Annotated in this window: 8 protein-coding genes and 1 pseudogene; 5 read left to right on the top strand and 4 right to left on the bottom strand. The window is 48.9% G+C overall.

Going from position 1 to position 16,552, the window contains the following annotated elements:
• Positions 1-304 precede the first annotated feature (304 nt).
• The 5 genes and pseudogenes from ACMGF5_RS05275 (at position 305) to ACMGF5_RS05255 (ending at position 10,818) form a co-directional block, all read left to right on the top strand.
• A complete protein-coding gene (locus tag ACMGF5_RS05275; RefSeq protein ID WP_414157616.1) occupies positions 305-1,510 on the top strand; it encodes a hypothetical protein in 1,206 nt (401 codons plus the stop codon).
• Between the two features lie 284 nt (positions 1,511-1,794).
• A pseudogene (locus ACMGF5_RS05270) lies at positions 1,795-3,122 on the top strand (tyrosine-type recombinase/integrase).
• A 1,239-nt stretch (positions 3,123-4,361) separates the two neighbouring features.
• Entirely contained in the window at positions 4,362-8,000 is a 3,639-nt protein-coding gene (locus ACMGF5_RS05265) for an AAA domain-containing protein (RefSeq protein WP_204918940.1), read from the top strand.
• 9 nt (positions 8,001-8,009) lie between these two features.
• Positions 8,010-9,851 carry a phospholipase D-like domain-containing protein gene (locus tag ACMGF5_RS05260; protein ID WP_204918937.1) on the top strand — a complete coding sequence of 614 codons (1,842 nt, stop codon included), beginning with the start codon at positions 8,010-8,012 and terminating at the stop codon, positions 9,849-9,851.
• A 394-nt stretch (positions 9,852-10,245) separates the two neighbouring features.
• A complete protein-coding gene (locus tag ACMGF5_RS05255; protein WP_204918935.1) occupies positions 10,246-10,818 on the top strand; it encodes a hypothetical protein in 573 nt (190 codons plus the stop codon).
• Positions 10,819-11,040: 222 nt separating this feature from the next.
• Here the strand turns inward: ACMGF5_RS05255 and ACMGF5_RS05250 are convergent, their stop codons facing one another.
• The 4 genes from ACMGF5_RS05250 to ACMGF5_RS05235 form a co-directional block, all read right to left on the bottom strand.
• A complete protein-coding gene (locus tag ACMGF5_RS05250) occupies positions 11,041-11,961 on the bottom strand; it encodes a hypothetical protein (protein ID WP_204918933.1) in 921 nt (306 codons plus the stop codon).
• Positions 11,962-12,123: 162 nt separating this feature from the next.
• Positions 12,124-13,704: an IS66 family transposase gene (gene tnpC, locus ACMGF5_RS05245; RefSeq protein WP_414157615.1), complete on the bottom strand. Its 1,581-nt coding sequence runs from the start codon at positions 13,702-13,704 to the stop codon at positions 12,124-12,126.
• A gap of 18 nt (positions 13,705-13,722) precedes the next feature.
• Positions 13,723-14,082, bottom strand: a complete 360-nt coding sequence (tnpB, locus tag ACMGF5_RS05240; RefSeq protein WP_009687920.1) for an IS66 family insertion sequence element accessory protein TnpB — start codon at positions 14,080-14,082, stop codon at positions 13,723-13,725.
• Positions 14,083-14,256: 174 nt separating this feature from the next.
• Entirely contained in the window at positions 14,257-16,521 is a 2,265-nt protein-coding gene (locus ACMGF5_RS05235) for a hypothetical protein (RefSeq protein WP_414157614.1), read from the bottom strand.
• Positions 16,522-16,552 lie beyond the last annotated feature (31 nt).

Here is a 16,552-nt window from a genome sequence, read left to right as displayed (position 1 = left end):
GGTCTGCCAGCTTAGTGAACAGGTGAACTAGGTGAACCATGGTGAACTGTTCAGGTTCTTGAACACCTCCTATGTGTGCGGTTCTTAGGATTGAAGGTTCCGCTGCGCAGGGGCCTGGCTTCAGATATGCTCGACCTCCAACGGCACGGCAAGGGGCTTGTGCCAAAACATGGAAGGTTCATGTATGAATGACTCTTTAGCTGACCTGGACACTCTGGTTCTCAGGTGCCGAGCAGAACGTTCAAGAGACTATGTTTCTGAGTCAATTCAGTGTTACAAGGCTGGTGCCTACAGGTCGGCGATTGTGAACGTATGGATCGCAGTTGTATTCGATCTTGTGGATAAAATCCGAGATCTTGCGCTTGCGGGCGACGCGAACGCTCAGCGTATCAACAATAAATATGAGACCTACATCAACCAGATCAATGCCGGTAATGACCAAGGTGTGAAGAACGCATTGGAGTTTGAGCGGACGATTATTCATACGTGTGGCATGGAGCTTGGTTTTTTTGATCATCAGCAAGTTCGGGACCTTCAGCGGCTGCGTGAAGATCGGCATCAGTGTGCGCATCCGTCATTTCAGTCTGCTGGAATTCCACACCGGCCAAACGCCGAGCTTGCTCGGCTGCACCTTCGCAATGCGGTAGAGCACGTCTTGTCTCAGCCTCCAATTCAGGGGCGCGCTGCGATTGCCGAGTTACTTACCACTATCGCTTCTGATTATTTTCCGAAGGATCACCAACAAGCGACCATCGCTTTACGTCAAACCCCATTAGCGAATCCTTCTGAGGCTCTCGTTCGTGGCTTGGTCGATTCGCTTATTTTCGGATTTTCTCAGCCTGATAGCCCTGTATTTGGAAAAATCCAAGTCGGTGCTGTGCTGTCCGTTCTTCTTGACTCCCATAGAGCAACCGCTGAGCCCCGAATCTGCCAGCAGTTGAGCACAGTGATTCGACAAATTGGCGACCAGGGTTTGCCAACCGTTGCCAGATTAGTAGCGACCATTCCCGGCATGGCTGGATTAATTGACGAGGCTGCAACTGTGCGGCTGAATGAATTCCTTCTAGGCGGACCCGAAGCTGAAGTAATACCCGCCTTGGCAGTGGGGCGGCATCCCAATATGGAAGTGGCAGCAAACCGGCGGATTCAGTCTTTGAGTGTCGACCGACTCTCTAGCGCAATACGGGACCATGGGTTAGGGGATTTGGTTAAAGCCCAGGCGCTCCAGCTCCTGTCGGAATCACGCAGCTGGCACACGTCAAACGAGGTCATTGAGAAATTAGTCATTCCGCTGTTTGAGACTCTCACTCGTGCTGATGTAGAGCGGATTATCAGAATGCCTCGTGATACCCGTGCAGACCTGCCAGGCTCTACGATGTATGGCCATTTCCTGAGCCAGGTTGATAGCTTGGGCATCTTGCCGGTACCTGAACTTGATGAGCTAGTGCTCGAGCACAATGGAAGGTATGTGGCGGACGACCTTCGACGAGCTCGTGAGCGCGCTGCATAGCTGAGGGGGGTAGATCAAGATTTAGGGATACGTTTAGGGATACGCTCTCTGGTTGGCTTGGGGATTTTTCTGAATTTGCTGGCTATATCAGGTGCAATTTGGTTCCTGTCTCCGGCACCACATCCAGCTCCACTGCATTCCACTGAATGCTTTGGAAGCGCTCTAAACCGGCCTTATGGCCGGTTTTTCGTTTCCACGACCCTCCGTCGGGAACCAACAAAATCCCCAATAACCGGGGGTATTTTTGGGGTACAGCGTCTTTCCTGAATGGAGAACGTATCCCTATGCCACGTCTAGCCATTCCGCTCAGCGACCTCAAGTGCCGCACGGCCAAACCGCGTGATCGCGCCTATAAATTGTTCGACGGCGGGGGCATGTACCTGTACGTCACGCCCTGTGGCTCGAAGACTTGGCGGCTGCGGTATTTCAAACCCAACGGCAAGGAAGGCACGCTGATCATCGGCAGTACCCCATCGTTTCGTTGGCCGTCGCGAGGACCAAGCGTGATGAGGCCAAGGCCTTGTTGCTCGATAACCTTGATCCGATGGAAGAAAAGCAGAAGGCCAAAATCGCTGCTCAGCGTGCGAGCCTACTCTTTGAAACCGTTGCCCTGGAGTGGCACGTCGAAATGTCTCGGCGCTGGACCGAGGGCCACGCCAAGACGGTGCTGAGCAGGTTACGCACCCATGTGTTTCCACTGATTGGCCAGCGGCCGATTGCTGAGCTCGACACCCACGATCTCCTTGAGGTCACCCAGCGAATCAAGGATCGCGGCACCATGGATGTTGCGCTGCGTGTGCAGAACTATCTATCCACGATCATGCGGGGTGCGAAGCGGGCGCGGCAGATCACTCAGAATCCGGCGCTCGATCTCGCCGGCTCGATTCAAGCGCCGCGCACCGTGCACCGTCCTGCACTCTCGCTAAACCGCCTTCCTGAATTATTGGATCGAATCGACAACTACACTGGTCGCGAGCTGACCCGGCTCGCAGTGCTGCTGACGCTGCATGTGTTCGTGCGCTCCAGCGAACTGCGCTTTGCGCGGTGGGATGAATTCGACCTGCAACGTGCGATGTGGGAGATCCCCGATACCCGCAAGCCGATTGAAGGCGTCCGCTATTCCACGCGCGGGACCAAGATGAGCGGGGACATTCAGATAGTGCCGCTGTCTCCGCAAGTCATCGAGATCCTTGAACAGTTGCGTAGCTTGAATCGCTTCTCTGAATTGGTGTTGCCCGGTGATCACAGGTACTGGAAGCCTTTGTCGGAGAACACGGTTAACCAGGTGCTGCGCAATATGGGGTACGACACCACCAAGGACGTGTGCGGGCATGGTTTCAGGACCATGGCTTGTAGCGCCTTGCTCGAATCAGGGCTGTGGACGGACGCGGCGATTGAGCGGCAGATGAGCCATCAGGAGCGTAACCGCGTGCGCGCCGCGTATATCCACAAGGCCCAATTTCTGGAGCAGCGTCGGTTGATCATGGCGTGGTGGAGTAATTACATCGATGCCAACAGATCGGGCCATGTCACTCCGCATGAGTTTGCCCACCCGGTAGGCGATTACGTCACCGCCTTGCCAAATGGTCATGGCGCATTCAATCGCGGGTGAGCCTGTAAGATCGGCGCTGGCTGCTCTTTCACGCGGGTCCATCCAAACAGGGCTGCAAAGCCGCCCTGTTTGGATGGACCTTACTTTGAATAGCTAAAAGCCAAGACGTTGTCCGGGATTTACCACTCAATTCCATCGGTGGATAACCGCTTTTCACGTCCCAAGTAGCGCTGCGTTTCGACCCTTGACCGGTTTTATCCACAGGCGTAGAACTGGCCGTGCAAGCGCTGTCTATGACAGCACCCCAGGTGACCCGAACCTTCAAGGTCACGCCGCTCCCGCGGTGGTTCTCCCCCAAATGGCGATTCGCGTCCGGCAGCTCGCCCGGTCACCTCCCCGGTGATGGATGCCTACTTCAGATCATGGCCCTTTGTGCGCCTGACAACACCTCGTACTTCGCTGCCCTGCAGCAACCTACCCGCATGGCCATTTCGCGTGCGCCAACCTGCGCCCGTCTCTTTCACTGGAAAGAGACGGGCGCGTCTAACACTGCTGCAGCCCTCATCGCACTTGGCTTTGCGGCTACCCCACTCGTGACAATCGGCGTGACAAACGCCGATGTCACCAGCAACAGCGATGTAGATGATGGTGCCGCAGACCAAGGAATGGACTGCACCTGACTGACAGTCAGGCATGCCCCGGTCATCGCACCGCTGCGTTCTCCCGGCTCAGGATCTCGTGGCACTGGTCTCGTCAGCCAGTGTAGCCTCCACCCGCCCACCGTAACGGTGCTCAGGAGGCCAGATCATGAGATGCCCTTGCTCTTGGTCGTAAGGAGCCGCCAGTCCCGCGTTAGAGGACATCCCCACAGGTCGCAGGGGCCTTGATCCCTGATAACACTCAGCATTCTTGGCGGGATGACGTGGGGAAGACTGAGCCTGGCCCGTGACATTGCTTGGGAAGCGGGCCGGCCGGGACTGAGAGTACGACCGACAACCTAGCTACGGCTGACCACTAGGATAAGAGCGTCCAATCAGCGGGAGACGTTAACGCCGCGTTCAAAAAAACGCGACATACGTTCGCATACCTGCGCCTGTCAGGGCATGACAGAGGACCTTAGCCTAGGCCCCGCTAGAGACTTTTTCCGATCTACGAAAGAATTTCAGCACCGGGAACGCGGATTAGATAGCATTGAGCCATTAGCGTCGGGCTAGCTATGCCTTAGATTGACAATGTTTATCATCAAAGGCGTTGAATCTAAATGTAACACCAAAAATAACCGTCATCAGGGAGAAAGAAATGATATCAGGGAGCCGTTATTTAGAAAGGTTTGAAAATTTAAATATTATCAAGGAATTTGACTCAACAGACCAATCACCGGCACTGATTGAAGCAGAGTTAGAGGGGTTGCCAGTGCTGATCAAGCACTGGGTCCAAGAAAGCCCTGATACTGAGAGAACACTACAAGATATATGGCTTTATGAAGTACGCCAACTTCACCGGCTCAAGGGGTGCCCGGGAGTCGGTGATTTTATCGCCCCAATTGTCGCTTCCAATAGTGATCAGGACGGATTCTACTTGGTTTTAGGTACCGGGGACCGTCGTCCACTCTCACTCCATGTATCTAAAAGTGTAAAAGGGACACTTAGAGTTAGGCCATGGGTGGGTAACTTAAAGAAAAAATCCAACAGGGTTAAGCTATGGCGGAACGTTGATAGAATTTCGCAGGCTCTGCAAATATTACACTCTCAAGGAATTTTGCACCGAAATCTCGATTCCAACTCTATTCTTACCGACATAAGCAGTGAGGAAAATGACTTTCAGTTAACAGGATTCGAATGGTCGATCCGACTACAGCACATGTCTGACGAAAGAGTTATAAATAATTCCCCGGATTACTCCAAAGAGAATATATTCTCATTTCTCACTGACTGGCATGACTTAGGCAGGCTAATTATTGAGATCTTAGATATAAGTATGTCTTCAATATATGACTTAAGTAGGCCAGTAAAAGAGATAATCGAAGAAACAGATTTAATACTTGACGAGATAAATCTTATTCGTGGCTTGACTGGGGTGATAAGAATTGACTCAAGCATTACGTTTGAAGGATTGAGTTATGAGGTAGTTCAGCCAAAGCTAGAATCAATAATAAAAAAACTAGATCAGTTTAGCTCGCCGCAAGTAGAAAGTTTTAGCATTGCATTCCTCCTTACACCTCCTGCAAATAATCCAGGGGCAGGCGCAAAGCGAGTTCCTGTATATTCGGCGATACAAAAAGCATTTTTCGAAGCCCACGGGATACCTATCCCAGCGCACAATGTTTCAGAATTCATAAATTTTATAGAAAATGATTTGCGCGATATCTCCATTCTTTCTATATACAAGACAGATAAAGATGCAGAGGAAATTATACTTTTAGGATCAACCCTAACATACGTGTTGACGAAAAATAAAAGGAATACTGTTGACGCAGACGGATCGTGGGATTATGCATTCTGTACTCAAGCTTATCTTACCCCGCCGCGTAAAGTCGATGGCACAAACCCGACAACAATAATTAATTCAAAAATTTCGTGTTTCACACACAATGACCGGACTGGCCTAGCCTCCCAGAATTCCAAATCATGGCATAGTGTCATTGATGAATTGCGCAAAAATAGAACAGTTGATGAGAAGTCAACTAAACTTCTTCTCGGATTTGCTGCATATCACTTGGCAGAAATAGCATATGCCAAGTCAGAAATTTATCCCGTAGAAATAATTACCTACTCTCCAGACGTAGAGGATCCTGGACAAAACATTGTGCGACTTAAAAGTAGGTCTGACACTGTCGCTGATGACATTTCTGGAATGCTGAAGGTGAATAGCCCGGCAAAAAGATTTAAAGAACTTTTGCTCGGGGAAAAAGTATCAGAGCCAAGTTGGAATCTAGTAAGCAATATTAATTTCTCCGAAGACGATCAAGAAGTTGTGCTCACATTCCTGCAGCACCAAGAAATATCAGGAGAGAGCATATTTGAGTTTCAGGCAAGTAATCCAGACCCGCTATATCAGTACTGCTACTTAGTCCCGGCATCTGCACAAGGTACTACTAAGCAGTTAAGTAGAAGAGCATTTGCAATCGATGCGCTTAGTGAGCATGCAGAGCTAGCAAAGATGCTTGAATATCCGCACCTAGAATGCATGGATTCGCACGAGACTGCTGTTGCCAATTCTGCATTTGAGCAATTAGATACGTCAAAGCAGGATGTCTTTAGAAAAATTCAAAGCACTTTGCCTCTATATCTGGTTCAAGGTCCTCCCGGAGTTGGGAAAACTCACTTAGTCACTGCATTAGTTAGGCAGGTATTTGAAACGGAGCCTAGCTCTAGGTTACTACTTACAGCTCAGAGTCATTCTACAGTTCAACACCTCTATCAAGAGGTTAAAAACTCCCTGGCGTCTCAAGGAAAAACATCTCCTCTGATAGTTAGCTGTATAAAAGACGCATCAGGCGATGATGAGAAGGACGCACTAACGCAGCTAGATGATTTAGCGCGAGATTATCTGATAGGCCTAAAAAACAGTGATTCCTTCAGAGATGCCCCGGCAAACATTACGAAAGACAAAATTCTAGATCTCTGTAGAGATGGCAATAGGGCCTTGAGATTTTCTTTCATGGGGCAGTTATTGAGATCGGCGAATTTAGTTTTCACAACTACCAACTCTAGGCAGATAGAGGATCTCATTAAAACTCGGTCCCAGTTTGATTGGAGTATTATGGAAGAGACCGGAAAGGTCACGGGCATTGAACTGTTAAGTCCTCTACTTCTGTCGTATCGAAGATTGATGATTGGAGATCATAAGCAACTCCCCCCTTATGCGACTGAACAAATGCGCCAGACCTTGAGAGACCCGGAACGACTCAGAGGCGCACTAGAAATGTCTACTGAAATTTATAATAGCCAAATCAAAGGTGAATTCATTAAGGAGATGTTCACATCTGAAAAGATAAGAGAGATTTCATCTGAACTCCTAAGTGAAATAAGCTCTGAAGCGCTCCGTCTGCACTTACTTTTCGAATCACTCATTGATGAAGAAGTATCCGTCGCAAAAAAATCACTTGAATATTATGGTTCAAATGAATTTCACCGACCAATTGCAAGCATGCTGTCTATTCAGCACAGAATGCACCCAGATATTGCAGATTTAATCTCGTCCACGTTTTATGATAAAAAACTCACGACCTACGATAGAAAAAAGGTTGAGTACTTATCGAATCCTAGACCATTTTACTTTGAAGGCGGTTGCAAAGTAACCGCTAGACTAAACAGTGCTGCGATAGTTTGGATTGAGACCCCGGACACTCAAGCCAATCGAGGAGTGAAGTCGAAAGAAGAGAAGCCTACGTGGAATAATACGCTTGAGCGAAAAGTTCTGATTAAGGCACTAGCTCGGCTTCGAGCTGTACCGAGTGATAAGCAGCCAAAGTTAGCGATATTATCCCCGTATGCGGTCCAGGTCAGATACCTGGAAAGGGATCTAGAACGAGCAGAGCTTGATCTCAAAAACTTACAGAAATTCTCCAAGCCTGACGACTCAGCTACTTTTTGCAAAACTGTTGACAGTTTTCAGGGGGCGGAAGCCGATATTGTCGCCATATCCCTAGTTCGAAACAATAGCGAGTCATACTCTTTTGGCGCATTGGGGTTCCTGCTAGACAGCCGAAGAATGAATGTGCTTCTTAGCAGAGCTAAATATCAAATGGTAATAGTAGGGTCTTATGAGTTCATGTCTTGCTGGGCGCAAAAAATAAGAAATGAAGAAATTCGCAAGGGCAATACTAACAATGAGTTCCTTGTTAAGCTAGTGGATGAAATTGAAAGCCTCAAGAATGCTGGAAAAATTGCAACCATACAGTACGAGCAAATTTTGAGCCTGAGCAAAATTTCGTAGGAGCGTTCAATGGAAGACAAACAGATCAACTCAACTATATTTGTTAAGGTTCCATTTGGTTATGGGGTTCATAAATTCAAAATTATGAAACGCATAAACTGGGGAGCTGTCGATCATTTGATACTACAAACCATTGCCTCAGGCCCAACTACACCTGATGAACTCTCTAGGCAAACCAGCCTTCCTAAGCAGTTGGTAATAGAAATCTTGATCCCTCTGATGCAAGCAGGATGGATAGAGATATCTCATATGAATGGGAGATATCTATTTAAAATCACTCATCGCGGCTTGGCTGTATCAACAGAGGCTGATCTGCCCGTGAACAAAGAACCAATACTTAGGATCAGAAGCTTCTTGGTCGACCCATTGACTCAACAGTGTTACCGTATCGACAAAAAAAAGAAGCAATCATTCCTGATTTATCCAGCGACGAAGGTGCATAGAGTAATTGCACAATACGGCATATATGCGACCGAGATGCGAGTTAAAGAGCCTGCCTATGATCCAGATATTTCTGAGATTTACTCTTGCGTTGCGCACGACGATGAAGAGATAAGTGGATTTGAAAGTAATGCCGTAAAACCACATTATAACGAATCATTACGCTATATTGTTGCGCGGGTTGACTCTGAGAATAAAGTGCAAGGCGTTCCGGATATTTCTGAAGAACTTCGTTTGGAAATAATAAGCGCTGCTATAAAGAGGCGTGAACAGATTCGCCTGCTAGGTTCCACTCCAACAAAAGGTTCACAACTTCCATCTTACGAAATTTCTCCTCATGAGAAATCATTTCAACCTACTATAGTTGATTCTAGCTGTGTAGACGTTCTGGCCACCCCAGAAGAGCATCGAGAGCATTTTTCTTCAGAAATAAAAAATGCGCACTCCAGATTGGTCATTCATTCAACCTTCCTCAATCCAAGCTGCATTGATATAATTCTTGAGGAGTTGATAAGTGCGGCGAGGCGTTCTGTGCAGATAGACATACTATGGGGACAGTGCCCGCCGGATGTAGAGGATAAGCTCTCGGACTACAAGCGAGTTCTCGAATCAATAGAGTCTTTCCAAAATCATATTGACTCGCAAGGTCTCTCCACGCAGCTTAAATTTCATCGTGAGCCTACCAACTCGCATTCAAAATTCTTGATTAGCGATCGAGAAAGTGGCGAGTGGCACACTACGTTCGGGTCTTGCAACTGGCTATCCTCTAATTTTAATAGAGTTGAAGCATCTGTTCGAGTTATAGATAAAAGTTTCGCCTCTATTGCCTTTAATATTGCATCTGCTCTTGCTATGGGGCGCCGTGGTCTCGCAAACAATTTAAGCAAGGACTTGGCCGTTCATGCCGCAAGATTAGCATCCTGTTTGGAGGTTGAGAGAAAGACCTCAATAGAGGACTCGGTGTCGGTGCGGATAATTACGGCTCCAGAGCATCACACATTGGCTAAATGTGCTTGCGATGAAGCTGAAAGAGAAATATTCATTTGTAGCCATCGAGTTAGCTACGCTGGCGACAGACCGATATTCACACCCTTGAAGTCCTCGATCAAAGCTGTTCCTTTAATTAAAATAAAAATTGCATTCGGCAGATCAAGCGGAGAAATGAAAAATCCGGAGGCCAGACTACTTAAAGAAGAGCTAGAGGGCCATGGATTTAACGTAATCAAAGCGGACGACCCTCAAATACACGCAAAGTTTCTAACCTGGGATGATGAGAATTTAATCATCACCAGTTTAAACTGGCTTTCAGCGTCTTCCAAAGGTGATTACATGGGGGAGTTAGGTGTGCACGTTGTGGGTGGAGATTTTTCAAAGAAAATCAAGAAATCTTTTAATGATTTCTATGGGTAAGTTACTTGTTGCTCAGGTGGCTGCGTATACTATATGGTCACGCACTCTATAGCACTTTACCCGCTAAACCGCTAATCTATCACGCATACGGACGTTGATATATTCACCATAGGAAAGGCCTCATTATCAAATGGGCCTTTTTTATTTATAACATTGGTATTTCTGTCGGAATGTGGACGCTCTATGAGGCATGTCAAAAAAATACCACTAAATTATAATCTGTAAAAACCGGAGACTCACAGCTAACAGTAGTCCTAATGTCTTCGCGAACTTGTAGTTTGCCTTAGGGTTGCATTTGTTCTTGCATGCCACTTGCCTTGTTGGTGTGGCTGTGCTTAGAATTACTTACTGTGATGGCTGTTTTCTTGAATTTTGACTCTGTGGTGCTAGTCTCGTGATTAAAGATATTATTGATTTGGTTTTAAATTTTGCAGATAGATATAAGGCGGGGAGGGCGGATCTTTTCAATTATCATGTTGAGCCTTTGAAGGACCGTGTGCATGAAATTCATCGTGACTATATGAAGTCTTTCGTCTCGGCAAAATCTTCTTTAGAAAATAAAGAGGTGCCCGTTACTGATATTTTGAGCTTCTTAGAACAGAGAAGAATCGAGTTGGTGGGTGAAAGAGATCTGGTGAAGTCATTAGCAGACGCGTTATTGAGTATGGATAGGAAGTTTTCCGTGCCATTTGTTTTTGTTGCGTTAGAAGAGTTTGCAATGGCGGTGTCAAACTATTTTGTCGCGAGCAATGCTATTGCGCGCGCAAGTTGGTATTCTGACTTTATTAACTTCATGCAGGTTTCGCGGATTATGGAGGATTCAAACTTTTTTGATAAAAATTATTTCGGTAATGATCCAAGGATGGATACCATTGAGCACTTGAATATGATAATTGATAAGCGCTTGCCCAGAGCTCTCTCTGAGGTAAATAAGAACTATGCGATCCTGCGCAGTGCTTTATTGTAGATCAATCTTTATGCGATTTTTTCATATAAGAAAAATCTGCATGCGGTGTGCTCGCTGCAATTTTGGTCATCCCCATGGCTCAAATGTAAGCCACGATCAGCTTTACGTGCCCCGTCCTGCTGTCAGGGCAGGGGATATTAGACCGGCCTGGAGGCCCTAATCGGACGATCTGGCCTGTTTCGGCCAGTGGTCCGAGGATCGGACGTCAAGGCAGGAGTTAATTCATTCAGGTATCAACAACTCATTGTACTTGGCAGGTACCAGTGCAATCTCCCCCCAAGCCAAATCTGTGGCAGCTAAGCCTATGCCGCTTTCTACGATAGTCCCGAAAAACATCACGATGCGACCTTTTGAGTCGTCAGTAATCCCTTTGTCTCGGCAGAAACCGTTGGGGAGTTTTACGTAAAAGTCTTTCACGGCGGGATTGCAAGCAAGCTTTGTCATACGGGTGGAATAGTCGTAACTACCCGCGTTACGGCTGCTGATTATCTTCCCGTAGTACAAGCGCGGGGTACGATCCCCTTCCAGAACGTCGTATTCAACATCAGCCACGTCTGTAAGGAGCTCTGCCAGCTTCACTGCGTGGGTGGCCATCGGAAGGAAGAAGTATTTATCCTTGTTTTTTTCAAAGTTCCGGCAGATCCCTGCAATGGTAGTAATGGTGCTGGGTAGCTCGAAGGACTCCCCTTGGTGCCTTCCAATGGGCGTCTGCGACAGAGGCCCTCCGATGTCCTCGACGGGCGTTTCGTCGTATTCACCACCCTGGATCAATCTGACCTCTGGTTTCTCCTGCAGAAACTCCTTCACTATCGCCAAGTGTTCATGCTCAATTGCCCGCTTCGCCTCTTCCCATGTGTCATACCGTTTGCCTACTGGCTTTTTCGCCCGAAGCACGCACGCGATGTGTTGCCAGCGCTTAAGGTGGCGGTAGAAAGGTTCGCGCTGGTTAGCGAAGATGTCCTTTTCCTTAGGCGTTCGCTCGACGTTTGTATAGCAGCCTGGGCAGAATAGGCTTCCCATCATCTCTTCTTCGTACTCATCTGGCGCGACTCGGCGGCTCGCTTTCAGTGCTTCGCGGTTGCCGCCATCGAAACCCCAGCCAGGCAGGTGATGGGCGTATGGGATTTTTCTCTTAGCGGGCATCGTATTTCATCCTTGATTGGAGGTTGATGCCAAATAGCCATACCTTCGGGCGAAATTCAACACATCCTAGCCGATAGGTTTCGTTCCCTGAAGCCTAGCTGTCTCACCTAGACAAACGAGTGCGATCCATGAACCCCACCTATCACATGATGGGGCAGCAGGTTACCGTGGCATCTCTGGCGAGCAGTTCCACGGCAGAAGAGCTTCGTAGTCGGCCACCGACGATGCATACGGCAGGCGCTCAAGTACGTGGCGCAGCCACGTATAGGGCTCCTGGCCGTTGACCTTGGCGGTCTCAACCAAGCTGTAGATCTTTGCGCTGGCACTGGCGCCGTTCACGGTATCGCTGAACAGCCAAGCCTTGCGCCCGATGACAAATGGCTTGATCGCACGCTCCGCAAGGTTGTTGTCGATCGGCAAATGGCCGGCCTCGACATAGCGTTCCAACCGACTCCAGTTGTTCGCCAGATAGTGCACGGCCTTGCCCAGCACACTTTGCGGTGTGACCTGGGAGTACGTCTTGTCCAGCCAGCTTTTCAATTGGCCGAGGATCGGTAGGCTTCTTTCTTGGCGACCGATGAACCGCTGTTCGTCGCTGACTTCCTTGAGGTCGCGCTCGATGCCGTACAGCTTGTTGATCATCGCCAGCGCCACATCGGCGCGGCCCGTCTTACCCTTGGGCTGCACTTTCTGCGCATCGACGAACTTGCGTCGAGCATGAACCATGCACGCCAGCCGCTCGATACCGGGCTGCAACGCCAACACGTTGTAACCGGCGTAATCATCGGTCATCACATAGCCGCGATACCCTTCCAGCAGGCGTAACGGTACTTCCTGCGCCCGGCTGGTGGTGTAGTCAAACAGCACAACTTGTCGATCAGGCGGGCCGCTGGCCTGCACCCACATCCAAGATTGGCTGGTCGGGTCGCGGTCTGGCTCTTTCAAGACCTGTACGCGCGTTTCGTCGCAGTGAATTACCGGACTTTCCAGCAGCCGGTCACGCATCAGGTTTAACAGTGGCTGGAAGTGTTCGCTGCACTGGATCACCCAACGCGCCAGAGCTTGTCGTGGAATGTGGATGCCGTGTCGGGACAGTACGCTTTCAAAACGGTGCAGCGGCAAGCCATCGACGTACTTGGTCGTCAGCAGCATGGCCAGCACGCTGGGGCTGGCCATGCTCTTTTCGATCAATTGGGCTGGCTTGTCAGCGGTAACCGGCGCGGTTTCGCAGCCCCGGCACCCGTAAACCTTGCGCACGTGTTTGAGTACGCGGATCTGCATCGGCACGATGTCGAGCTGCTCGCTGGTTTCCTCGCCAATGACATGCTTGCGGCAACCACAGGCGCAGGTCAGTTCGTGCTCGGGCAGGTCGTGGATGACTTCGACCCGAGGCAGATCGGCCGACAGTGGTTTGCGTTTGCCGCGACGTTTGGCAGGCGCAACGACTTCTTCGTCGGCATCGTCAACCACCGCCAGTAGCGGGTCGCTTTCGGGTTCGTTGAACATCGCCAGTTGCGGCGTGTTGGGATCGACAGTTTGCTCGGACTTACGGCCAAAGAAACGGTCACGCCATAACTTGATCTGCTCTTTCAGGTCGTCGATGTGTGTCGCATAAGCCTCGTTGAACTCCTGCTCGCGCACACGGGCAGCCGATTGCTCACACGCACGAGCAGCGTAACTCTCAAGCAGCATTTGCTTAAGCAGAACAGGGTCATCCGGGAGGTTGTCGGGCACTGAAATCATGGCCCGGATTATACCGGGTCAGGCGACGAAACGGGGCGTCAGAACCTGATGCGGACGGTTGCGCCAGAGGTCGAAGCCGTCGAGTAACCAGTTAAGTTCCTGGACGGTCAGGACGATGGCTTCGTCGGTAGCGTCGGGGGAAGTTTTGAAACGTTCGGCTTCGAGGCGCTTGAGCCAAAGGCAGAAGCCGTTGCGCTCCCAGTACAACACCTTGATGCGGTTACGGGCTTTATTGAGGAAGACGAAAAGTACGGGGTCGAACACGGCGACCTTGATATCCAACTCGACCAGCGCGGTGAGGCCGTCGATGGACTTTCGGAAGTCTACGGGCTTGGGATAGAGGTACACCTTTTCGACTTTGCTGTCAGGACGCATCATGGCGGACTGGCTCCAGAAAGAAATCGGGAGCGCAGCATCGGGCTTCAGGTAGTCGCTTGGAATGTGGGCTTCATGGAGCGGATACCATTAACGACCGGTAGTTGTCAGAAAAAAACCATAACAAACCTATGCAACTTCTTCACTAAACCGCCTGAAAGTAACCCAGGGTTCAAATCACTCATCCACATCATCAAAAATGCTACGACTGATATAAAAATTTGCACCAACCCTATCAACTTCAATATTTCGTGAAGCAGAACTATCTACCTCTATTGGATTTTCCTCAATCCACTCTTGAACCTGCAGGCGTTCTCTTTTAACGATCCCTCTAATACGCCAGCTTTGTGGGTATTCATTCTCTATCGAAGAAAGCAACTGAGTGAAGCGCCGCATATGCCATTCAGGGTCGTCCTCTGGGTCTCGGTTTGCTTGATGTTCAAGACGAACCTCCTCGATGCGCGGCAGCACTTTAATACGCATACTTTCCCGCAATCTAATTCGCTCCTTGTCCTTCAACAGTGAGCGCAGATCAGAATCGAATAGTATACGAGCATCGTCGCCATTGAGAGCGTATTGGCTAACAGTTTCGATAAATGACTTGCGAGCGTATTCAGGTAGTAAGCCGAATTTAAAAAGACGAATAGCGAGATCGACTTCTGCAGAAAATTCTAAGTACAATTTAGGCTTCGCGATGGACTCAATCAATTCGATATCCGCCGAGAGATACGCTTCTAAAAACTTCTTGCTACACCGCCCGGCTAAGAATTCTATCAACTCCCTTCGAGCCCCCCAGCTTGACATCCAGTCAGTCTTGTAGGCAGTAGTGCTTTTATGCGCCAAAAGGCGCTCAATGATCAGATCAAATAATGAACTTGGAACTATTACGGCACCCTCAACACCAGTGTCCCCACAGGTTATCTGCCGCATCAGCTTTTCAGTATCGCTGCCACGCACATATATACCTAGTAGCTCTGGGCTTGCCCGAAGCATCGCGGAGTATGCATCTCCGATGGTGGGGTGTTTGTAGGTCCAGTATGACTCTCCGTCGGAGATGACATGCACTGCTAAACTACCGCGCAATGCTTCGAGTGCTGCTGTGCAAGCACCCAGATCGCTATTCAATCTCTTCAGGGCTTCTTCTTCAGCAACTGTCAATGAGATCGGACTTGACAAGTGCCCATTGGACATATAAATCAAGGCCAATGCCGCTTTACTATCTTTATCTAGCTCCTTACAGATGTCTATGAGCAATTGTTCGCGCTTTTCGACAAACGTCGATAAACTCCACTCAGACAAATAAATACTCTTAGTAAAGAATGGATCTGCAAGTCGCCTGGCAATTTCCGGAATGAATCTTTTGTGTTGAGCTACTGATTCCAGATGTGGCTTCACAGCAGAACGAAACTCACGAGACTGTCCTCCCAATTTCATATGATTGTAAAGAATCTGCCGCCGTTCATCTTCTGTGAGATCATGGACATCAATCACAACCTGGCTTTCTTGAAATAAGGGAAAGGCCCCCTCCTTCAAGTCCTGCCGCGCTCGATTGTAAATATAGTCGCGTGAAGTCATTACTACACGATTTCCCTGGCGAATTATCGTTTTGACCTCATTCAGTATGTGGTTCCAGTTAGAGACAAGATCTCGTTCGTACTGGGTCACTCCAAACGCGTCATCGATCCAAAAAAGCTGGGATTTCTCATGTGGATTCCAATGCTCCACTACGGACCTTGGTGTCGCCAGCTTAACCACGGATGCGCCCCACTGGTCAGCCGATGACATAGCAAGTAATGAAGCTATAGTTGTCTTCCCTGACGCTGGCTCGCCGACCAGAAGTACAAAACCATGTGTATCGAGTGCTCTTGCTGCCCTCTGATAGGACTCCGTCAGAACAATTTTGGCAAGTTCTTCGCGCATGGACTCGAGTACAGATGTGGCCTGAGCATATGCCCGTTCATCCAATATTTGGCTTAAGTCTCCGAGCCCATAAACACGTGGAACCATCATTCTGAGATGCTTACTTTCTCGAATTTGATCCTCAAGCCAAGTAACACCACACACCAGAATGCTCTTGACGCCAATACCTTTCAACGCATCCTTTATTTTTAATTCGGTTTCCCCGGAAATTCCGGCATTTGTCATCAAAACATAAACGTCGCACTCTCCCTTGTCGACCAATCGTTCGATCTTACTAATTTCATCTTTGATATCTGATAGTGCAAGAGCATATCCAGCGCGACTTGTAAACTTGCACTGAATGACAAACTGTCCCGATAACAGTTCATTATTCTGGGAACTCCAGACACCTGAAAATGCGCCGTCTCGACCGCCGTCGTTGGTATCTAAAAATGACACGACAGTTTGCCCGAGAACTTCTCTCGACACGGATAAGCATAATTGCTGAAAGCTTCGCCAACCCAATGTATGAAGATTAAACATTAAAACCTCAAGCCTAAAATCTCAAACTCAT

The sequence above is a fragment of the Pseudomonas sp. BNK-15 genome (assembly GCF_047456105.1).
GTDB lineage: Bacteria > Pseudomonadota > Gammaproteobacteria > Pseudomonadales > Pseudomonadaceae > Aquipseudomonas > Aquipseudomonas putida_E.
The sequence above is the reverse complement of the archived record's forward strand: the minus strand, read 5'-3'. Positions and strand labels throughout refer to the sequence as shown.

Excerpts from the sequence above, each read along its gene's own strand:
- ACMGF5_RS05265 (WP_204918940.1), top strand. The coding sequence starts at position 4,362 with ATGATATCAGGGAGCCGTTATTTAGAAAGGTTTGAAAATTTAAATATT.
- ACMGF5_RS05260 (WP_204918937.1), top strand. The coding sequence starts at position 8,010 with ATGGAAGACAAACAGATCAACTCAACTATATTTGTTAAGGTTCCATTT.
- ACMGF5_RS05250 (WP_204918933.1), bottom strand. The coding sequence starts at position 11,961 with ATGCCCGCTAAGAGAAAAATCCCATACGCCCATCACCTGCCTGGCTGG.
- ACMGF5_RS05235 (WP_414157614.1), bottom strand. The coding sequence starts at position 16,521 with ATGTTTAATCTTCATACATTGGGTTGGCGAAGCTTTCAGCAATTATGC.
- tnpB (WP_009687920.1), bottom strand. The coding sequence starts at position 14,082 with ATGATGCGTCCTGACAGCAAAGTCGAAAAGGTGTACCTCTATCCCAAG.
- tnpC (WP_414157615.1), bottom strand. The coding sequence starts at position 13,704 with ATGATTTCAGTGCCCGACAACCTCCCGGATGACCCTGTTCTGCTTAAG.